Origin of the sequence: Collinsella sp. An307, from assembly GCF_002161805.1 — a bacterium.
Taxonomy (GTDB): Bacteria; Actinomycetota; Coriobacteriia; order Coriobacteriales; family Coriobacteriaceae; genus Coprousia.
Genome location: NZ_NFIP01000007.1, coordinates 1 through 18,306 on the forward strand (window position 1 = coordinate 1; position 18,306 = coordinate 18,306).

Annotated in this window: 19 protein-coding genes and 1 tRNA gene; 19 read left to right on the plus strand and 1 reads right to left on the minus strand. The window is 62.1% G+C overall.

Annotated elements, in window-relative coordinates:
• From B5F89_RS10050 to B5F89_RS06675, 6 genes are all read left to right on the plus strand, one after another.
• Nucleotides 1-191 (plus strand): hypothetical protein (locus tag B5F89_RS10050; protein WP_158098437.1); only part of this gene is annotated, 191 nt, incomplete at its 5' end.
• A gap of 11 nt (nucleotides 192-202) precedes the next feature.
• A complete protein-coding gene (locus tag B5F89_RS06655) occupies nucleotides 203-634 on the plus strand; it encodes a DUF523 domain-containing protein (protein ID WP_087431013.1) in 432 nt (143 codons plus the stop codon).
• A gap of 444 nt (nucleotides 635-1,078) precedes the next feature.
• Entirely contained in the window at nucleotides 1,079-3,907 is a 2,829-nt protein-coding gene (ileS, locus tag B5F89_RS06660; RefSeq protein WP_087431014.1) for an isoleucine--tRNA ligase, read from the plus strand.
• Nucleotides 3,908-4,540, plus strand: a complete 633-nt coding sequence (gene lspA / locus B5F89_RS06665) for a signal peptidase II (RefSeq protein WP_204230634.1) — start codon at nucleotides 3,908-3,910, stop codon at nucleotides 4,538-4,540.
• The gene (locus tag B5F89_RS06670) at nucleotides 4,540-5,562 is read left to right on the plus strand and encodes an RluA family pseudouridine synthase (protein ID WP_087431015.1); all 1,023 of its coding nucleotides are present in this window, start codon (nucleotides 4,540-4,542) and stop codon (nucleotides 5,560-5,562) included. Before lspA ends, B5F89_RS06670 begins: the two co-directional genes overlap by 1 nt.
• Nucleotides 5,563-5,688: 126 nt before the next feature.
• On the plus strand, nucleotides 5,689-6,978 hold the full coding sequence (locus tag B5F89_RS06675; RefSeq protein WP_087431016.1) for a glycosyltransferase family 2 protein: 1,290 nt from the start codon (nucleotides 5,689-5,691) through the stop codon (nucleotides 6,976-6,978).
• A gap of 151 nt (nucleotides 6,979-7,129) precedes the next feature.
• On the opposite strand, the gene B5F89_RS06680 is transcribed toward B5F89_RS06675, so the two are convergent.
• Nucleotides 7,130-7,204, minus strand: a tRNA-Asn gene (locus B5F89_RS06680).
• A gap of 130 nt (nucleotides 7,205-7,334) precedes the next feature.
• On the opposite strand from B5F89_RS06680, the gene B5F89_RS06685 reads away from it, so the two are divergent.
• The 13 genes from B5F89_RS06685 to thiI all read left to right on the plus strand — a co-directional run bounded on the left by B5F89_RS06685 (nucleotide 7,335) and on the right by thiI (nucleotide 18,244).
• A complete protein-coding gene (locus B5F89_RS06685; RefSeq protein WP_239286704.1) occupies nucleotides 7,335-8,153 on the plus strand; it encodes an ABC transporter permease in 819 nt (272 codons plus the stop codon).
• 9 nt (nucleotides 8,154-8,162) lie between these two features.
• Nucleotides 8,163-8,951, plus strand: a complete 789-nt coding sequence (locus B5F89_RS06690; RefSeq protein ID WP_087431018.1) for an ABC transporter ATP-binding protein — start codon at nucleotides 8,163-8,165, stop codon at nucleotides 8,949-8,951.
• A 9-nt stretch (nucleotides 8,952-8,960) separates the two neighbouring features.
• The gene (locus B5F89_RS06695; RefSeq protein ID WP_087431019.1) at nucleotides 8,961-10,037 is read left to right on the plus strand and encodes a glycosyltransferase; all 1,077 of its coding nucleotides are present in this window, start codon (nucleotides 8,961-8,963) and stop codon (nucleotides 10,035-10,037) included.
• Between the two features lie 282 nt (nucleotides 10,038-10,319).
• Nucleotides 10,320-10,907, plus strand: a complete 588-nt coding sequence (pyrR, locus tag B5F89_RS06700; protein ID WP_087431020.1) for a bifunctional pyr operon transcriptional regulator/uracil phosphoribosyltransferase PyrR — start codon at nucleotides 10,320-10,322, stop codon at nucleotides 10,905-10,907.
• The gene (locus tag B5F89_RS06705) at nucleotides 10,904-11,848 is read left to right on the plus strand and encodes an aspartate carbamoyltransferase catalytic subunit (protein ID WP_087431021.1); all 945 of its coding nucleotides are present in this window, start codon (nucleotides 10,904-10,906) and stop codon (nucleotides 11,846-11,848) included. Before pyrR ends, B5F89_RS06705 begins: the two co-directional genes overlap by 4 nt.
• Complete coding sequence (locus B5F89_RS06710) at nucleotides 11,832-13,121, plus strand: dihydroorotase (RefSeq protein ID WP_087431022.1); 1,290 nt, start codon at nucleotides 11,832-11,834, stop codon at nucleotides 13,119-13,121. Before B5F89_RS06705 ends, B5F89_RS06710 begins: the two co-directional genes overlap by 17 nt.
• A gap of 66 nt (nucleotides 13,122-13,187) precedes the next feature.
• Entirely contained in the window at nucleotides 13,188-13,985 is a 798-nt protein-coding gene (locus tag B5F89_RS06715; RefSeq protein WP_204230635.1) for a dihydroorotate dehydrogenase electron transfer subunit, read from the plus strand.
• Nucleotides 13,982-14,905: a dihydroorotate dehydrogenase gene (locus B5F89_RS06720; protein ID WP_087431024.1), complete on the plus strand. Its 924-nt coding sequence runs from the start codon at nucleotides 13,982-13,984 to the stop codon at nucleotides 14,903-14,905. Before B5F89_RS06715 ends, B5F89_RS06720 begins: the two co-directional genes overlap by 4 nt.
• The gene (gene pyrF, locus B5F89_RS06725) at nucleotides 14,899-15,624 is read left to right on the plus strand and encodes an orotidine-5'-phosphate decarboxylase (RefSeq protein WP_087431025.1); all 726 of its coding nucleotides are present in this window, start codon (nucleotides 14,899-14,901) and stop codon (nucleotides 15,622-15,624) included. The genes B5F89_RS06720 and pyrF overlap by 7 nt, the downstream gene beginning before the upstream one ends.
• A 219-nt stretch (nucleotides 15,625-15,843) precedes the next feature.
• Nucleotides 15,844-16,152, plus strand: coding sequence for an integration host factor, actinobacterial type (mihF, locus tag B5F89_RS06730; RefSeq protein WP_087431026.1), 309 nt, complete (start codon nucleotides 15,844-15,846; stop codon nucleotides 16,150-16,152).
• Nucleotides 16,153-16,722, plus strand: a complete 570-nt coding sequence (gene gmk / locus B5F89_RS06735; RefSeq protein ID WP_087431027.1) for a guanylate kinase — start codon at nucleotides 16,153-16,155, stop codon at nucleotides 16,720-16,722.
• Between the two features lie 6 nt (nucleotides 16,723-16,728).
• On the plus strand, nucleotides 16,729-17,010 hold the full coding sequence (locus tag B5F89_RS06740; RefSeq protein WP_087431028.1) for a DNA-directed RNA polymerase subunit omega: 282 nt from the start codon (nucleotides 16,729-16,731) through the stop codon (nucleotides 17,008-17,010).
• 4 nt (nucleotides 17,011-17,014) lie between these two features.
• Nucleotides 17,015-18,244, plus strand: coding sequence for a tRNA uracil 4-sulfurtransferase ThiI (gene thiI / locus B5F89_RS06745; protein WP_087431029.1), 1,230 nt, complete (start codon nucleotides 17,015-17,017; stop codon nucleotides 18,242-18,244).
• The last annotated feature ends 62 nt before the right edge of the window (nucleotides 18,245-18,306 follow it).

Genomic DNA, 18,306 nt, shown 5'->3' on the forward strand with positions numbered 1-18,306 from the left:
TCCAGCCCTCCTCGAGCGCCATCAGCGCCAGCTCCACGTCCTCCCTGCTGTGCATGCGGACCTCCCGTCCGGACCGCCGCGCGGTCCAACTTTTTGTCCGCGGTCCCCTCGGAGTCTACGAGTTCGATGAGCCCGAGAACGGCTCGGGTCAGCATCAGATCTATCTGCGCCTGCGCGAGCAGGAGAACTAGGGGGTAGCGCGATGCGCGTGGTGGTGAGCGCTTGGCTCCTGGGCGAACGGTGCAAGTACAACGGCGGTTCAAACGAGAACCTCGCCCTCATCGAGTGCCTGCGCGCGGAGGGTCATGAGCTGGTGACCGTCTGCCCTGAGGTCGCCGGCGGGCTTCCCATACCACGCCCGCGGTCGGAGATATTAGAAGGCGCCGTAGTCAACGAGTTTGGTGCGAGCGTGGACGAGGAGTTTCGCGCCGGCGCCGAGCGTGAACTCAAGCGCGCCCTCTCGGGCGGTCCCATCGACGTGGCGATTCTGCAGCCGCGCAGCCCTTCGTGCGGCGTGGGTGAAATCTACGATGGCACCTTCTCTGGTGTCCTCGTACCCGGTGACGGCGTTTTTGCGCGCCTTTTGCGCGAGCGCGGCGTTTCGTGTGTTACGCCGGCGCAATATATGGAATAGCGCCCGTGCGCATGCTACAATACCGCCCACAGGCTGTGATGGGGAGGAGTAGCCGGTCCCCGCGCAGATGAGAGAGCGGACCCGGGGGTAGCGAAGCCCCTGGCTGAGAGGTTCGCCTGCGCGCCCGCGTGAAAATCACCCCGGAGCCGCGACCCGAACGGAGCTGGTGGGACGGCTGCACGTTTTGACCCCGTCCCCAACCATGCATCCCAGTAGGCGTCGCCGGGACGACCGTCGTCATGTGGTCGGCCGAGTACGGGTGCAAATGTGCACCTAAGCTGGGTGGTATAGCGAAGAGCTTCACGCGGGTAAGACCCGTTTTCGAGCGCTTCGTCCCAGCTTGTAGGGACGGGCGCTTTTTTGCGCCTGAGGGAGGCCACAGCAGGCCGCCCGAACGACCGGGGCGCAGACGCCAGGTGCCTCGGCGGATACAAAGGAGGGCACATGGCGAAGAAGGAAAAGAGCGTCTATCAGGAGACCATGCACCTGCCCAAGACGGGATTCCCCATGCGTGCAGGCCTTTCCAAGAGCGAGCCGGCACGTTTGGCACGCTGGAATGAGAACCATCTCTACGAGCAGCTTCAGAAGAAGAACGAGGGACACGACAAGTTCGTCCTGCACGACGGCCCTCCGTATGCGAACGGCCCCATCCACATCGGCCACGCCATGAACAAGATCTCCAAGGACATCATCATGCGCTACTGGGCCATGCAGGGCTATCAGACCCCCTATGTGCCCGGTTGGGATTGCCATGGTCAGCCCATCGAGCATAAGGTAGAGGAGGCACTCGGCACCGCTAAGTTCAACGCCACCCCTACGGCGAAGATTCGCGAGATGTGCCATGAGTTTGCGGTCGAGAATCTCGACCTGCAGCGCGAGGGCTTTAAGCGCCTGGGCGTTCTGGGTGACTGGGACAACCCCTACCTCACGCTCTACCACGAGCACGATGCCGCCGACATCGAGGTCTTCAAGGCTATGTTCGACAAGGGCTTGATCTACCGCGGCCGCAAGCCAGTGCACTGGTGCAAGCACTGCCATACCGCGCTCGCCGAGGCCGAGATCGAGTACGCCGACGAGGTCAGCCCCTCGATCTTTGTGCGCTTTGAGATGATCGACGCTCCCGAGGCGCTCCGTGCCTCCGGCATGCCCGTCGACGTGGTTATCTGGACCACCACCCCGTGGACCCTCCCGGCAAACTCCGGCGTGGCGCTTCTTGCCGAGGCTGACTACGTCGCTGTCGAGGCAGAGGGCCGACTGGGTATCATGGCAAAGGCGCTTTGGGAGAAGGTCTTCCACGGTGTCGCCAAGCTTGAGGACGCAAAGCTCTTTGTGCCCGAAGGTGCTGCCGAGCCTTGGAGCGCTCACGGTGAGGACCTTGTGGGCCTCACCTACCAGCAGCCCATCTTCGAGGGTGTCACCGGTAAGGTCGTTACTGCTGATTACGTCACGCTCGAGGACGGTACCGGCTGCGTGCACACCGCTCCCGGCCACGGCGTGGACGACTACTACACCGGCATGCGCTGCGATTTGCCCATCATCATGCCCGTTGATGACGACGGTCGCTTCTACGTGGGCGACGAGTACGGCACGGGCGGCCCGTTCTCCGGGCTTGACACCGACGAGGCCAATCCCAAGATCATCTCTTGGCTCTCGGAGCGCGGCAAACTCCTCGCCGAGGTTAAGATCAACCACTCCTACCCGCACTGCTGGCGCTGCAAGCAGCCCACGATCTTCCGTGCGACGGACCAGTGGTTCGTCTCCATGGACGAGACTGGCCTTCGCGAGCAGGCGCTCGACCAGGTCCTGAACCATGTGGCCTGGTATCCCGATCGCGCCAAGAACCGCATCGGCGCCATGGTGGAGGGTCGTCCCGACTGGTGCATCTCGCGCCAGCGCAACTGGGGCGTGCCGATCCCCAGCTTCACGTGCGCCGACTGCGGCGAGAAGGTCATGAACGACGCCACACTCGACGCCGTGATCGCGCTCTTTAAGGCGGAGGGCTCCGATGCCTGGTTCACCACAGATCCGTCCGAGTACCTGGGTGACGCCTGCGTGTGCCCCAAGTGCGGCGGTCATCACCTCAAGGCCGACCGCGATATCCTCGACGTATGGTGGGACTCCGGCGTCTCCTGGAAGGCGGTCTGCGAGAAGCGCCCCGAGCTCGAGTACCCGGCGGACCTCTACCTCGAGGGCTCCGACCAGCACCGTGGCTGGTTCCAGTCGTCGCTTTTGACGAGCGTGGGCGCCAGCGGCGTCGCGCCCTACAAGGCCGTCGTCTCCCAGGGCTTCACCCTTGACGGTCAGGGCCGCAAGATGTCCAAGTCGCTCGGCAACGTCATCGACCCCAACAAGGTTTGCGACGAGATGGGTGCCGACATCATCCGCCTGTGGGTCGCCTCGGTGGACACCTCGACCGACGTCGCCATCGATCACGAGATCCTCGCACGTACCTCGGACGCGTACCGCCGCTTCCGCAACACCTTCCGCTTCCTGCTGGGCGAGCTCGAGGGCCAGTACGACGCCGCACGCGACCACGTGGACTTCTGCGACCTCACACCGCTCGACAAGATCATGGTGGCGCGCATCACCCAGGTTCAGGCCGAGGTCGACGACGCGTACGCCTCCTACGAGTTCAACCGCGCTTACCGCACGCTCTACGATTTTGTGGTGACTGAGCTCTCTAACGTCTACCTCGACGCGCTCAAAGATCGCCTCTACTGCGAGAAGGACGGCTCTCTTGCCCGCCGCAGCGCTCAGACCGTGCTCGCCGAGCTCCTCTCGATGCTCCTGCGCGACCTGCAGCCCATTCTTGCCTTCACCACAGACGAGGTCATGGCCTACACGCCCGAGGGCATCCGCGCCGGTCAGGACTATGCGGCGCTTCTCGATTGGTACCATGCGCCCATCACGCTTGAGCAGGCCAACGCGCTCGCGCCCGTGCTCGATGCGGCCCTCGAGGTTCGCGCCGGCGTGACCAAGGCACTCGAGGACAAGCGTGCTGAGGGTACCTTCACCAAGAGCCAGGAGGTTCGCGTTACCGTCACCGTTCCCGAGGAGCTCTATGCGCCTCTCACCGGTGAGGACGCGCCCGATCTGGCCGAGTTCTTCATCGTTTCCGAGGTCGAGCTTACGCAGGGCGACGAGCTTGCCGTCTTCGTCGAGCCGGCGCGCGGCGAGCGCTGCGACCGCTGCTGGAACTACCGCGAAACCACCGGTGCCCACGGCGCGCACGCTCACATCTGCGACCGCTGCGCCGAGGCTCTGGAGGCCTAAGTGACCTCGGCCGCGAACCATCAAAATGAGACGCCAAGGGAGGGCGCACGGAGCTTTGCGCCCTCCCGCGCGTGGCGCGTGGCAGTGGCGCTTGGCCTTGCCGTTGCGTTTCTCGCCATCGATCAGCTGACCAAGGTCGTGGCGCGCCGCGCGTTCATGACCGGTGCGCTTCCCGTGACCGTTATCCCCGGCGTCCTCGAATTTGACTTTGTCGCCAATACCGGGGTTTCGTTCGGTCTGGCCTCGGGCTTTGGCTACGCGTTCGTCGCCCTTGCGGTGGTCGTGGTGTGCGCGGTCGCCGTCTATCTTTGGCGCGCACCGGCGCTCTCCCGCCTCGAGGTGATTGGACTCGGCATGCTCGCGGGCGGCGCCATCGGTAACGCCTACGACCGTGCCGTCTTTGGGTTTGTGACCGATTTCATCGCCACCGTCTTCATCAACTTCCCGGTATTCAACGTCGCCGACATCGGCATCACCGTTGGTGTGGCATTGGCGCTCATCGGCTTCATGTTCCTCTCTCCGGCGTCAAAAGCGGGCGAGAGGGCCTCGCAGGACGGCAAAGCGGACGCTGGCGTCGCCAGCGCTGGTATGTGCGAGGACCATGGCGATGCGGACGAGAAGGGCGGCGCGTGATGGCGGGGGACGTCCATATTCTGGTTGACGATGCCGCGCGCGGCACGCGGCTCGACGCTTATCTGGGTTCTCAGGAATCCTGCCCCTCGCGCTCGGCGTGCGCGCATCTTATTGAGGCCGGTGCCGTCGCTGTCAACGGCGAGACCTGCCTTTCCAAGAAGTACGCCGTCATGCCAGGAGACCGCATTTCGGTCGAGCTCCCCGATGAGCCCGAGCCCGGTGTCGTCATCGCGCAGAACATCCCACTCGATATCCGCTATGAGGACGAGTATCTCATCGTGCTTTCCAAGCAGCGCGGCCTTGTGTGCCACCCGGCGCACGGGCACGCCGACGGGACGCTTGCCAATGCGCTCGTCTACCACTGCGGCATCGATCACCTCGGTACCCTTCAAGGCGAGGACCGTCCCGGCATCGTGCATCGTCTTGACCGCGATACCTCGGGCCTCATGCTCGCCGCAAAGGACGACGACACGCAGCGCGCCCTTCAGGATCTTATCCGCCTGCGCATGCTCGATCGGCGCTACATCACGCTCGTGCATGGCTATGTGGCCATGGACGAGGGGCGCATCGACACCGGAATCGCCCGTTCGACGCGCGACCGCCAGAAGATGGCGGTGTCTGACGACCCCTTCGCGCGCCAGGCTATCACCACGTTCAGGGTTCTCGAGCGTTTCGATGCGGGTCGTTTCGATGACGGCTACACGCTGCTCGAATGCCATCTCTACACGGGACGTACCCACCAGATTCGCGTCCATATGCGCCATATCAACCACCCTTGCGTGGGCGACCCCCTTTACGGGAGGGGAGGGCGCAACGTCGAGCGTGCCGATCGCGGCCTTACGCGCCAGTTTCTCCACTCCTGGCGGGTCGCTTTCACGCACCCCGTAACCGGCGAGACTATCGAGTGCCGCGACGAGTTGCCCTGGGACCTTGCCGAGGTTCTCGACGAGCTCGCGCCGCTCTCGCTTGGGCGTACCGAGGCGGGGGAGGAGATCGTGCCCCAGCTCGGTCTTTTGGCGTAGGGGCGGCTTCGGTATCTGGAAACCGTGCGGAAATGCCCTGGCCGCAGCGCACGGCGCCGCCGGGACTGTGTGCGGTCGGTTACACTTCAGCACAACCTTGGTCGTTAACAGGAGGCCGACGCGTCGATGCCGTTATCTGAATTCACGCCCATTACGCTGTTCAACTATGTCGTCATGACGCTTCTGGGCGTGCTTACGCTCTATCAGTTTGTGTTCTATGTCGTTGGTCTTGTGCGGGGCGAGGTCAGCTATCCCAAGGCCAAGAAGCTCCACACCTACGCTTTTTTCATCGCGGCGCACAATGAGGAGCCCGTTATCGCCAACCTCGTGCGTTCCATCCGCGACCAGGACTATCCGGCCGAGCTGATCGACATCTTTGTTGTGGCGGACGCCTGCACCGACAACACCGCTCAGGCTGCGCGCGAGGCGGGCGCGATCGTGTACGAGCGCAACGACCTTGCGCGCAAGGGCAAGAGCTGGGTCATGGACTTTGGTTTTCGCCGCATCCTCGAGGAGTACCCCGGCAAGCACGACGGCTTCTTTGTATTCGATGCCGACAACCTTATCTCGCGCGATTACGTGAGCATCATGAACGATGCGTTCGACCAGGGCCACCAGGCGGTCACGAGCTACCGCAACTCCAAGAACTTCGGAAGCTCGTGGATCAGCGCCGCCTACGCCACTTGGTTCATCCGCGAGGCGCGATTTCTCAACAACGCTCGCATGCTTTGCGGAACCTCCTGCGCGGTGTCGGGCTCGGGTTACCTCATCTCTGCTGACATCGTGCGCGGCATGCAGGGTTGGCGCTTCCATACGCTTACCGAGGACATCCAGTTCTCTACCTTTTGCGCTATGCACGGGATTCGCATCGCATACGCCCCGGCGGAGTTCTTTGACGAGCAACCGCTCACCTTCAAGGCGTCCTGGAAGCAGCGTATGCGCTGGACAAAGGGCTTCTACCAGGTGTTTTTCACCTATGGGCTGGGCCTGGTGAAGTCTTTTGCCTTCTTCAGAAGATTCGCCGCCTACGATCTTTTCGTAACGGTCGGCCCCTGCACCATCTGCTCGATGCTCTCCATGGTTGCCAACGCGGTGTTTCTCGTCGTGGGCACGCTCAGCCACGGTTTTCTCGCCACGGCGTCTGAGCTTGATTCCTGCGTCGTCTCGCTCATAACCATGATCGTCTCAAGCTATCTCATGTTCTTTGCCATGGGGCTCGTGACCGTCGTCGTCGAGCACCGCCACTTCCATTGTCCCAAGCGCTGGAGGTTCTTTACCAACCTCTTCACCTTCCCGCTCTTCATGCTGACGTATATCCCCATCAACGTTGCGGCGCTCTTCCTCAAGGTCGACTGGGTGCCTACGCCGCACAACGTCGCCATGACGCTCGATGACGTGGTGAAGGAAGAAGCGTAAGGACTATATCGGTCGGATTGTTGAATACTTGAATAATCTGAGCGCTTCCCGCGCGCATTGACGCGATTAGCCGATGGAGCATCGTTTATCGGTGGGGTATCAGAATTGTTATCGAAATAAAAAACCCGCCGAAAGGGCGGGTTGGAAGTTCTGGCTCCCCGGGTAGGACTCGAACCTACAACAGCGCGGTTAACAGCCGCGTGCTCTACCATTGAGCTACCGAGGAATGTAGGTGCTCTCAAGCAACAGTGACTAGTATACAGAACTCGTGGCGTATGGCAAGCGCTATTTTGAGAAAAAATCGGTGTGCTAGAATGCAGAGCGAACTTACGATTCCGATACCAGAGGAGCCGTTCGTGGCAATCACAAAAGATGGCGCCTTCGCCTCGCATGCGCGGAACGATTTCGAGAAGGATATCTTCGTTCTCAAGCAGCTGGTGACCAAGGACTTCAAGATCAAATATCGTCGCAGCTTCCTCGGCGTGGCGTGGAGCGTGCTCAACCCGCTGCTCATGATGGTCGTGATGAGCGTTGTTTTCTCGACCCTGCTCGGCTCCAACATTGAGCACTTCCCGCTCTACCTTATCTTGGGCAACATCACCTACTCGCTCATGAGCGATTCCACCAGCAAGGCTGTTACTTCTATTCTGGAGGCTGCGCCTCTGCTCAAGAAGGTCAAGATCGACCGCTTTGTCTTCCCGGTGCAGAAGATTCTCTTCGCACTCGTTAACTTTGCCTTCTCCCTCATTGCGGTCGCGATCGTTATGCTGTGGTTCCGCGTGGTGCCCACGTGGCACCTTATTTGGCTTCCGGTTTGCCTTGGCCTTCTTATGGTCTTCTGCATCGGTATCGGGCTTGTGCTCTCTGCAGCAACGGTCTTCTTCCGCGACATCATTCATCTTTGGAGCGTCGTTCTTACCGCTTGGAACTATTTGACCCCCGTGTTCTGGGATTTCCAGATGCTTCTTGATCGCGGTGCTCCTGCATGGACTATCGGTATCGTCAAGATGAATCCCATGTACGGATTCGTGACGTTTATGCGCGATATTGTCCTTTGGCAGCAGAACCCCTCGCTCGAGATCCTCCTGCTCTGCACCGTCTGGGCGGTCGTTATGCTGGCCATCGGTATATTCGTCTTCCGCAAGACCGAGCACAAGTTCATCCTCTACATCTAAGGACGCATCATGGCAGCACCCACAGGAATCTATCGCCAGTTCAACGAGCCGGCGCAGGCGGATGAGTACGCCATCGAGGTCAACGATGTGACCATGATTTTCAACATGGCGTCCGAGCAGCTAAACAACCTTAAGGAATACTTTATCAAGCTCATGCGCCACGAGCTCTTCTTCAATGAGTTTCGTGCGCTCAAGAACGTTTCCTTTAAGGTAAAACGTGGCGACGTCGTGGGCCTTGTGGGTACCAACGGCTCCGGTAAGTCGACGATGCTCAAAATCATCGCCGGCGTTCTTGAGCCGAGCGAGGGAACTTGTATCGTGCGCGGCAACATCGCGCCGCTCATCGAGCTTGGTGCTGGCTTTGATATGGAGCTCACCGCGCGTGAGAACATCTACCTCAATGGCTCGCTTTTGGGATATACCAAGCAGTTTATCGACGAGAAATTCGATGAGATCGTTGAATTCGCCGAGCTGCGCGACTTCGTCGACATGCCCCTCAAGAACTATTCAAGCGGCATGGTTGCACGCATTGCTTTCGCTATTGCCACGGTTACTGAGCCAGACATCCTCATCGTTGACGAGACGCTGTCGGTAGGCGACGTCTTCTTCCAGAACAAGTGCGAGGAACGCATAAAGCACTTTATCGAGTCGGGTGACGTTACGGTTCTGTTCGTGAGCCACTCGCTCGAACAGGTCGAGCGTATCTGCAAGCGCGCTGTCTGGATTGAGAAGGGCGACCTGCGCATGGACGGTCCTGTGGAAGAGGTCTGCCAGGCGTATCGTAACCAATTTGCCTAAGGGTGTCCTGTGGACGTTTCGGTCATCATCCCCATCTACAACGTCGAAGAGTATCTCGACCAATGCCTGACGAGCGTCGAGCAGAACGACGTCGTCTCGATGGAGATTATCTGCGTCAACGACGGCTCTACTGACGGTTCTCTTGCCATCATGCGCGAGCACGAGGCGCGTGATTCCCGCGTTCGCGTGATTGATAAGGAGAACCAGGGCTACGGTGCTTCGGTCAACCGCGGCATAGCTGAGTCCACGGGTGAGTATGTCGCCATCGTGGAGCCCGACGATTTCGTGAAGCCCCACATGTACGATTGGCTCATCGCCTTCGCGCGGTCGTTCGATGAGAAGGCCGACGTCGTCAAGTCGGCGTACTGGCGTATCCAGGATCCCGATACGCCCAATGAGCTCTTCTGTAGAAACACCTTTTACAAGCGCATCCGACCCAAAAAGCAACCCTTCACCCTTAAGGATGCCCCTGAATTAATCCAGTACCATCCGAGTATTTGGACTGCCCTGTATCTGAGAAGCTTCCTCGATGAATTTGGGATTCGTCTCGTCGAATGTCCGGGCGCCGGTTGGGTCGACAATCCCTTTATGATTGACACGCTTGCCCGGGCGCGTCGTATCGTCTATACCGACGACTGCTTCTATTGCTATCGCGACCGCCGTCCCGGAGCGTCGACCTTCGGCGACAAGTCTGAGATTGCCCTCATTCGCTGGAATGATATGCGCGATATCCTCGATGATCTCGGTGAGCATGATAAGGGTGTCGAAGCTGCGCTCGATCGGATGGGTATGCGCCATTGCGGATTGGCAATCGGTCGTGGGCATCTGGAAGACCAGCATATGCGCGTCCTCATCATCTCCACTATGCGAAGGATGGATCCCGACATTATCGCCGGTATGGATTGCCTCTCGGCATCGGCTAAGAAGCGCTACTTCAAACTGACCGGTTACGACGAACGCCCTTTCAGCTCTGGCGCTTACTATCTGTATCTGATCCGGGAGTTCCTCTATACCTTGCACACGATGGGGTTCCGTTACGCGCTGTCTCGTATCGGTGTCCTCAAAGGACGCAAGGGTTCCGCCTAGACACTGTCTCCCGATTGTCATTCGCGCCGACTCCTGGGCTGTTTCGCCGTTGCACTTCATCCCGTCGACGCCCGGTGGTAATCCGGCGCACCGCCCGATTGCCCGCCCCGGCGCCTGCCGCCCCGTGTATAATCGACTCAGCCTTTAAGCGACGTGCGAGACACCGCAAGGCACACATACCCCGCGGCTATGCGCGGGTTTCTCTTGCAGGTGTCTTGCCATGTTTGGGCTAGGCATCTTTTTTGCGCCTCGGCATCGGGGCGGATAGGAGAAAGGAGACCCGTGGCCATCACACCCAAGGCAATCATTATGGATGAGGTTGCCATCAGTCGCGCCATGACGCGTATCGCTCATGAGATTCTTGAGCGGAACGAGGGCTGCGAGAATCTGGCGCTGGTGGGCGTCGTTACGCGTGGCGACCTGCTGGCAAAGGAGCTGGCGACGCGCATCGAGGAGATCGAGGGCGTTCGCATCCCGCTGGGAAGTCTCGATATCAGCTTCTACCGCGACGATTACGGCGTGGGCATCGCGCCCGAGGTGCATGCCTCCCATATCCCGTTTGACGTCGACGGCAAGAGGATCGTGCTGGTGGATGACGTGCTCTATACCGGCCGCACCATCCGCGCCGCTCTCGACGCCATCATGGATATGGGCCGCCCGAGCCGCATCGAGCTCGCCGTTCTCGTCGATCGTGGCCATCGCGAGCTGCCCATTTGCCCCGATTTTGTTGGAAAGAACGTGCCCTCCTCCCACGAGGAGAACGTCCGTCTGTACCTGAAGGAGGTCGACGGGCGCTCGAGCGTCGAGATTACCGACGTCTCCGAGGGATCCCGCGCGGGCTCCGCACCTTTGGGAGGTGACGAGCGATGAGCTTCAACCATAAGCACCTAATCGATATCACGGAGTACTCCGATACCGATATCATGACGATTCTCGAGACCGCCAAGGCGTTCTCCGCGGTGAACGAGCGCGCCATCAAGAAGGTCCCCACGCTCAAGGGCAAGACCATCGTGAACATGTTCAACGAGCCCTCGACGCGCACGCGCTCCTCGTTTGAGCTGGCCGAGAAGCGTCTGTCGGCCGATAGCCTGAACTTCGGCGGGTCCTCGACCTCGACGGTTAAGGGCGAGAGCCTCATCGACACCGTGATGACGCTCAACTCCTACAAGATCGATATGGTCGTCGTACGCGACAAGCACGAGGGCGCGCCCTACATCGTCACGCAGCACACGCCCGCCGCGGTCATCGACGCGGGCGACGGCAAGCACGGCCACCCCACCCAGGCGCTGCTCGACCTCTACACCATCTGGCAGCGCTTTGGACACCTGGACGGCCTGAAGGTCGGCATCGTGGGCGATATCTCGCACTCCCGCGTCTGCGGCTCGCTCATACCCGCGCTTAAGATCGTGGGTGCCGAGGTGACCCTCATCGCGCCCGGTACGCTCATCCCCATGAACCCCGAGGTTCTTGGCGCGGACCGCGTGAGCGCGAGCCTGGACGACGTCCTGCCCGAGCTCGACGTTGTCTACATGCTCCGCATCCAGCGCGAGCGCCTCGAGGGCGCGCCCTTCCCGAGCCAGCGCGAGTACCATATGCTCTACGGTCTCACCGAGGCGCGCGAGCGCCTCATGAAGCCCGAGGCGATCGTGTGCCACCCGGGTCCGATCAACCGCGGTGTTGAGCTCGATTCCTACATGGCCGACCATCCACAGCGCTCGGTCATTCTCGACCAGGTCTATGCGGGCATCTGCGTCCGCATGGCCGCGCTCTATCTCTTGCTGGGAGGTGCCGATAATGGCCTTGCTTCTTAAGGGTGCCCATGTCGTCGACCCCGCTGCGGGTCTGGACGGCGTTCTTGACGTTCTCATCGACGGCGAGCGCATTGCCGAGGTGGGGGAGGGACTGGCCGCAGAGGGTGCCGACGTCCTCGACCTCTCTGGCAAGTACCTCGTGCCCGGCCTCGTCGACATGCACGTGCATCTGCGCGACCCCGGCTTCGAGCACAAGGCAACGATCGAGACGGAGACCCGCGCCGCCGCCAAGGGCGGCATGACCGCGGTGTGCTCCATGCCCAATACCAATCCGGTGACCGATAACGGCACCGTTGTCGAGTACGTGCGCGCCTGCGCCGAGCGCGCCGGCCATTGCCGCGTGCTGCCTTCTGGCGCCATGACGCGCGGTCTTAAGGGCGAGATCATCTCTGAGATGGGCGACATGGTGGCCCACGGCGCCGTCGCCTTTACCGACGACGGCCGCGGCGTGCAGGGGGCGGGCATGCTCCGTCGCTGCATGGATTACGGCAAGATGTTCGGCAAGGTCTTTATGAGCCACTGCCAGGACGAGGACCTCGTGGGCGACGGCCAGATCAACGAGGGCCCGGTTTCCACCAAGCTCGGTCTCGCTGGTTGGCCAGCGGAGGGCGAGGAGCTCCAGATTCTGCGCGACATCCAGATCGCCCGCCTGACCGGGGCCAAGCTCCATATCCAGCACATCTCCACCGCCCGCGGCCTCGAGGCGGTCCGTGCTGCAAAGGCCGAGGGCCTGCCCGTCACCTGCGAGGCGACGCCTCACCACATGTTCTTGAACGACGAGTGCATCGACGGCACCTACGACACGCGCCTCAAGGTGAATCCGCCCCTGCGCACCGCCGAGGACGCGGCGGCAATCCGTGCGGGCGTGGCCGACGGCACCGTCGACGCCATCGTCACCGATCACGCTCCGCATGCGGACTGGGAGAAGGCGCGCGAGTTCGAGTACGCACCCTTTGGTATGACGGGCATCGAGTGCTCGCTCGCGCTTGTCATCACCAACCTCGTCAAGACCGGCGTTATCGATTACGGGCGCATGGTCGAGCTCATGAGCATCGGCCCGCGCCGGATTCTCGGCGTCGACCCGGTGAGCATCCAGGCCGGCTCCGTTGCGGACATTACCGTTTTCGATCCCACTATCACCTGGACCGTCGGCGCCGATGGTTACGAGTCCAAGGCTCGCAACTGCGGATTCGATGGCACCGAGGTCACCGGTCGCGCCACCGACGTCTTTGTCGGCGGCAAGCAGACGCTCCGCGACGGCGTCGTCCTGTAGTCCTGTAGCGCGCTTGCCTAGGGCAAAACGCTCGCCCTGGGCAAGCGCATCCAAGAGAGGAGAGCCATGCCTACACCTTCTCCGGCTCGCGTGCATGAGTGCACGGTCGTGAAAAACGAGCCGATCGCGCAGGACATCTTTGCCCTGCGCATTGCTTCTCCCGAGCTCGCGCGCATGCTCGAGCCCGGCCAATTCGTGGACATCGCCGTTCCGGGTAACGCCATGAGTCTTTTGCGCATCCCGCTGTCCTTTGCGGAGGCGGATGCTGAGGCCGGAACGATCGATATCTGGTATGCCGTCGTGGGGGAGGGCACCGAGCGCCTTTCCCGCATGGAGCCCGGCGCCACCACCACGGTGCTCGGCCCCGGCGGCCACGGCTGGACCATCCCCGAGGGCTGCCGCCGCGCCCTGCTCGTCGCAGGCGGCATCGGTGTGCCCCCCATCCTCTGCCTTGCGCGCGAGCTCGCGCGTCGCAACATCCCCTATACGGTCTGCGTCGGCGCCGCTTCGGCTGATCGCCTTGTGGGCGAGGCCGGGTTCGAGGCCGCCGGGTCGCCGGCCATCTCCATCGCGACCGATGACGGCTCTGCCGGATACCACGGTTTTTGCACCGCCGCTGCCGAGCAGGTGCTCGAAACCGAGGGCGACGACTTCGATTACGTTGCCACCTGCGGTCCCGAGCCCATGATGGCAAAGGTCGCCGCCGCAGCAGAGCGCGCCGGAGTTGCGTGCGAGGCGTCCCTCGAGCGCATGATGAGCTGCGGTTTCGGTGCCTGCGCCACCTGCGCGGTCGAGACCAAAAGCGGTATGAAGGGCGCCTGCATGTGCGGCCCTGTCTTTGATGCAAAGGAGGTCGTCTGGTGAGCAGCGTGTCCATGGCCGTCGATTTCGCCGGCATACAGCTTAAGAACCCCATCAACACCGCTTCCGGCACCTTTGGGTTCGGTTGGCAGTTCCAGAACTTCTTCGACGTCTCCCGCCTCGGCGCCATCACCACCAAGGGATGCGCCGCCGAGCCGTGGCCGGGCAACCCCAAGCCCCGCATGACCGAGGTCCGCGGCGGCATGATGAACTCCGTCGGCCTCCAGAACCCCGGCGTGCGCGGTATGGTTGCCGAGTCCGGCGAGTTCCTCGCCGACCTCGCCTCCAAGGGCACGGCGGTGATCTGCCAGGTGGCGGGTCACTCCACGGCCGAGTACGTCGCCGCTCTCGAGCTCTTTGAGGATCTCTGCCCCTGGGCTGCGGCGTTCGAGCTTAACGTGAGCTGCCCCAACATCGACCAGGGCGGCGCCGCTGCCGGCTCCACCCCCGAGGGCGCGGCCGAGGTCATGCGCGCTTGCCGTCCCATCACCAAGCGCCCGCTCCTCGTCAAGATGGCACCCGTGCGCCTGCCCGAGATCGCCCGTGCGCTCGAGGCGGAGGGTGCCGACGGTCTTACGGTTATCAACTCCATCCCGGGCATGGCCATCGATGTCCACACGCGCCGCTCCAAGGTCTCCAAGCCCACGGGCGGCCTTTCCGGTCCGCTCCTTCATCCCATTGCCGTCCGCATGGTCTGGGAGGTTGCCCAGGCCGTCGACATCCCAATCTGCGGCGTCGGCGGCGTCACCTCTGGCGAGGATGCGGCCGAGTTCATTCTTGCCGGTGCGAGCGCCGTATCCGTTGGCATGGCGAGCTTCCCCGAGCCCGATGCGGCCGTTCGCATCTTGGGCGAGCTCGAGGCCTGGGCGGAGTCTCAGGGCGTACGTGACATCAACGAGTTGATTGGAGCCTTCGAATGCTAGAAGCAGATGCCCGCGAGCGTATCATGGTCGCGCTCGACTGCGACCGTGAGCGCGCCTTGGAGCTCGGCGACCTTCTCTCGGGCCGCGCGCGCTGGGTCAAGATCGGCATGACGCTCTTCTATGCCGAGGGCCCTGCTATCGTGCGTGCGTTCAAGGAGCGCGGTTTCAAGGTCTTTCTCGATCTCAAGTTCCACGACATTCCGCACCAGGTAAGGGGCGCCGCTCGCTCCGCCGCCTTCACCGGCGCGGACCTGCTCACGGTTCACGGCCTCGGTGCCGGCGACATGCTCGCCGCTGCCTGCGAGGGTGCCCGTGAGGCGGCTGAGGCTACCGGCGCAGAGCGTGCCCGGGTCATTGCCATTACGGTACTCACGAGCATGAATGCCGAGGCGCTCGCCTCCATCGGCGTTACGGACGATATCGCTTCTGAGGCGCAGCGTTTGGCTACGCTTGCGCGCGAGCGCGGTGTGGACGGTGTGGTCTGTTCGCCTCAGGAGGCGCACGCCATGCGTGAACTTCTGGGTGAGGACGCGCTTGTGGTGACGCCGGGCGTTCGCCCCGCAGGAGCTGCGTTCGGAGACCAGAGCCGCGTTGCCACGCCCGCGTCCGCCATCGCCCAAGGAGCGTCCCATCTGGTCATCGGCAGGCCCATTACCGGCGCAAATGATCCCGCGGAGGCGTTTGAGGCCATCGTCACGGAGCTTGTTCAGATGGCGTGATTCGGAGTTACGGGCACCTTTGCCGCCCCCCCGGTACCAGCGCTTCTTACGCGCAGGTTCTATGGAGCAAGGGTGCCTAGCGGGCTAATTTCAGGCCTCTACGCTTGAACTTTGACCGCCGTTCGTCTAAGGTATGTATCCGGTCGTTGGTTGACGTGCGAAAACGTTACGTTCAACCTGCTAAACGGTTTATTGTTCCACGATATTTTGGAGGTTCACATGGCGCTCCCTCAGCTCACCGATGAGCAGCGCAAGGCCGCTCTCGAGAAGGCAGCAGCCGCCCGTCACGCTCGTGCCGAGCTTCGTGAAAAGATCAAGAAGGGCGAGGTTTCCCTCGACTCCGTCCTCAACTCCGAGGATCCCATCGCTTCTCGCATGAAGGTCTCGACCCTCATTGAGTCGCTCCCCGGCTACGGCAAGGCCAAGGCTGCCAAGATCATGGACGAGCTGGGCATCTCCGCCACGCGTCGCGTCCAGGGCCTCGGCGTCCGTCAGCGCGAGCAGCTGCTCGAGGCTCTCACCAAGTAAGTGAGCCGTTTGACGTCTAAACTGTTCGTCATCTCGGGACCGTCAGGTGCGGGCAAGGGAACGCTTGTGGCACGTGTGCGTGCCGAGCTCCCGAGCTTGGGCCTGACGGTTTCGGCTACCACGCGTTCTCCGCGCGAGGGAGAGGTTGACGGGGTCAACTACTACTTCCTCAGCAAGGAGGAGTTCGAGCGCCGCGCCAACGCCGGCGAGTTTGTCGAGTGGGCGCACGTCCACGGCAACTGCTACGGCACGCTGGTGAGCGAGGTGCGCGGCAAGCTCGATTCTGGCTCGTCGCTTATTTTGGAGATTGACGTGCAGGGAGCCCTCCAGGTTAAGGAGCGGTTCCCCGATGCCGTCCTCATCTTCATCAAGCCCCCGTCGCTAGCGGTCTTGCGCGAGCGCCTCGTCGGCCGTGGAACCGAGTCGCCCGAGATGGTCGAGCTGCGCCTTTCCAACGCGGAGAGCGAGCTTGCCTTGGCAGATCGCTACGACGAGGTTCTCGTCAACGACGATCTTGACCAAGCGGTTGCAGAGCTCTCCCGTATCATTCGTTCGTATGAGAGGAACTGAGGTCCCGTGTCTGTTGTCAACCCGCCTATCGATGAGCTGCTCGAGAAGACCGACAACAATCGCTTCCTTCTCGCCGCGCTCGCTTCCAAGCGTGCCAGCGACATCAACAGCATGCTCCGCGGCCAGCACAACCGCGTCCTCGCGGTGACCGACATCGACGACATCACCGTGGCGCTGTCCGGCGAGGACACGATCTCGATGGCTATGGAGGAGATCGTCGACGGCGATATCTCCTACAATGAGGACCGCTACGAGGCCGCCCTCGGCCACAAGGTGGCTGACGCGTAAACCCATGGCCAGTCGAGTCTGCTTGGTCCACTACCATGAGGTGGGCCTCAAGGGTAAGAACCGTGCCCACTTCGAGCGTATCCTCATGGATTCCATCAAGGCGGCCTGTGCCGCCTTTTCCATCTCCTGCGTCACGCGCATCTCCGGTCATATCCTGGTGACCTTCTCGCGCGCGGAGGACGTGTCCTCCGCTTTTGAGGTCATCCGCAAGGTTCCCGGTGTGGCGCGCGTGTCCCTTGCGTATCACACCAACCGCGAGCCCGATGAGTACGGGCGCGCCGCCATTCGCGCCCTGAGTGAGGCGGGGGGTTTTGAGACCTTCAAGGTGAGCGCCAAGAGGTCGAACACCGATTACCCGCTTACCTCGATGGATCTTAACCGCCAGGTGGGCGAGGTTCTTTGCGAGGCCTTTCCCGACAAGAAAGTCAAGATGCGCGACCCCGATGTCACGGTGAACGTGCTCGTCGTGCAGGGCAGCGTCTACGTCTACGCTCGTTCCGAGCGCGGCGTGGGCGGTCTGCCCGTGGGCAGTGCCGGCAAGGTGGTCACCCTGCTCTCGTCGGGCATCGATTCGCCCGTCGCCACGTGGATGCTCGCTCGCCGCGGCGCGGTCTGCGTACCCGTGCACTTCTCCGGCCGTCCCCAGACGGCGGATACGAGCGAGTATCTCTGCCAAGACATCATCGCGGCCCTTGCGCCCGCTATCCAGATCGGCAGGCTCTACGTCGTGCCCTTCGGCGACTGCCAGCGCGAGATCTCGCTTGCCTGCCCGAGCGATCTGCGCGTCATCATGTACCGTCGCGTCATGTACGCCGTTGCCGAGCGCATCGCCAAGATCGAGGGGGCAAAGGCGATCGTCACCGGCGAGAGCTTGGGTCAGGTCGCTTCGCAGACGCTCGAGAACATCATGGCGGTCAACGAGGTGGTCGATATTCCGGTGTTCCGTCCGCTTATCGGCTCCGATAAGCAGGAGATTATCGCCCGCGCTGAGGCAATCGGCACCTATGAGATTTCCTGCGAGACGGCTCCCGACTGCTGCACGCTGTTCATGCCCTGCAAGCCCGAGACGCACGCCAAGCTCGATGCCGTCCACGCTGCGTGGGACCTGTTTGACCATGAGGCCATGATCGAGCATCTGGTTGACGCCGTCGAGTACATCGACTTTGAAAGCGGGTCCTACAAGCCGCCGCGCATGCTGCGCGAGCGCCACGCCGAGCTCGCACCCAGGGGATAGGCACCTAGCGGGTAGGCCTTCGCGATTCCTCCACAAATTGCGCCCCTGAGAACAAGTCGAAG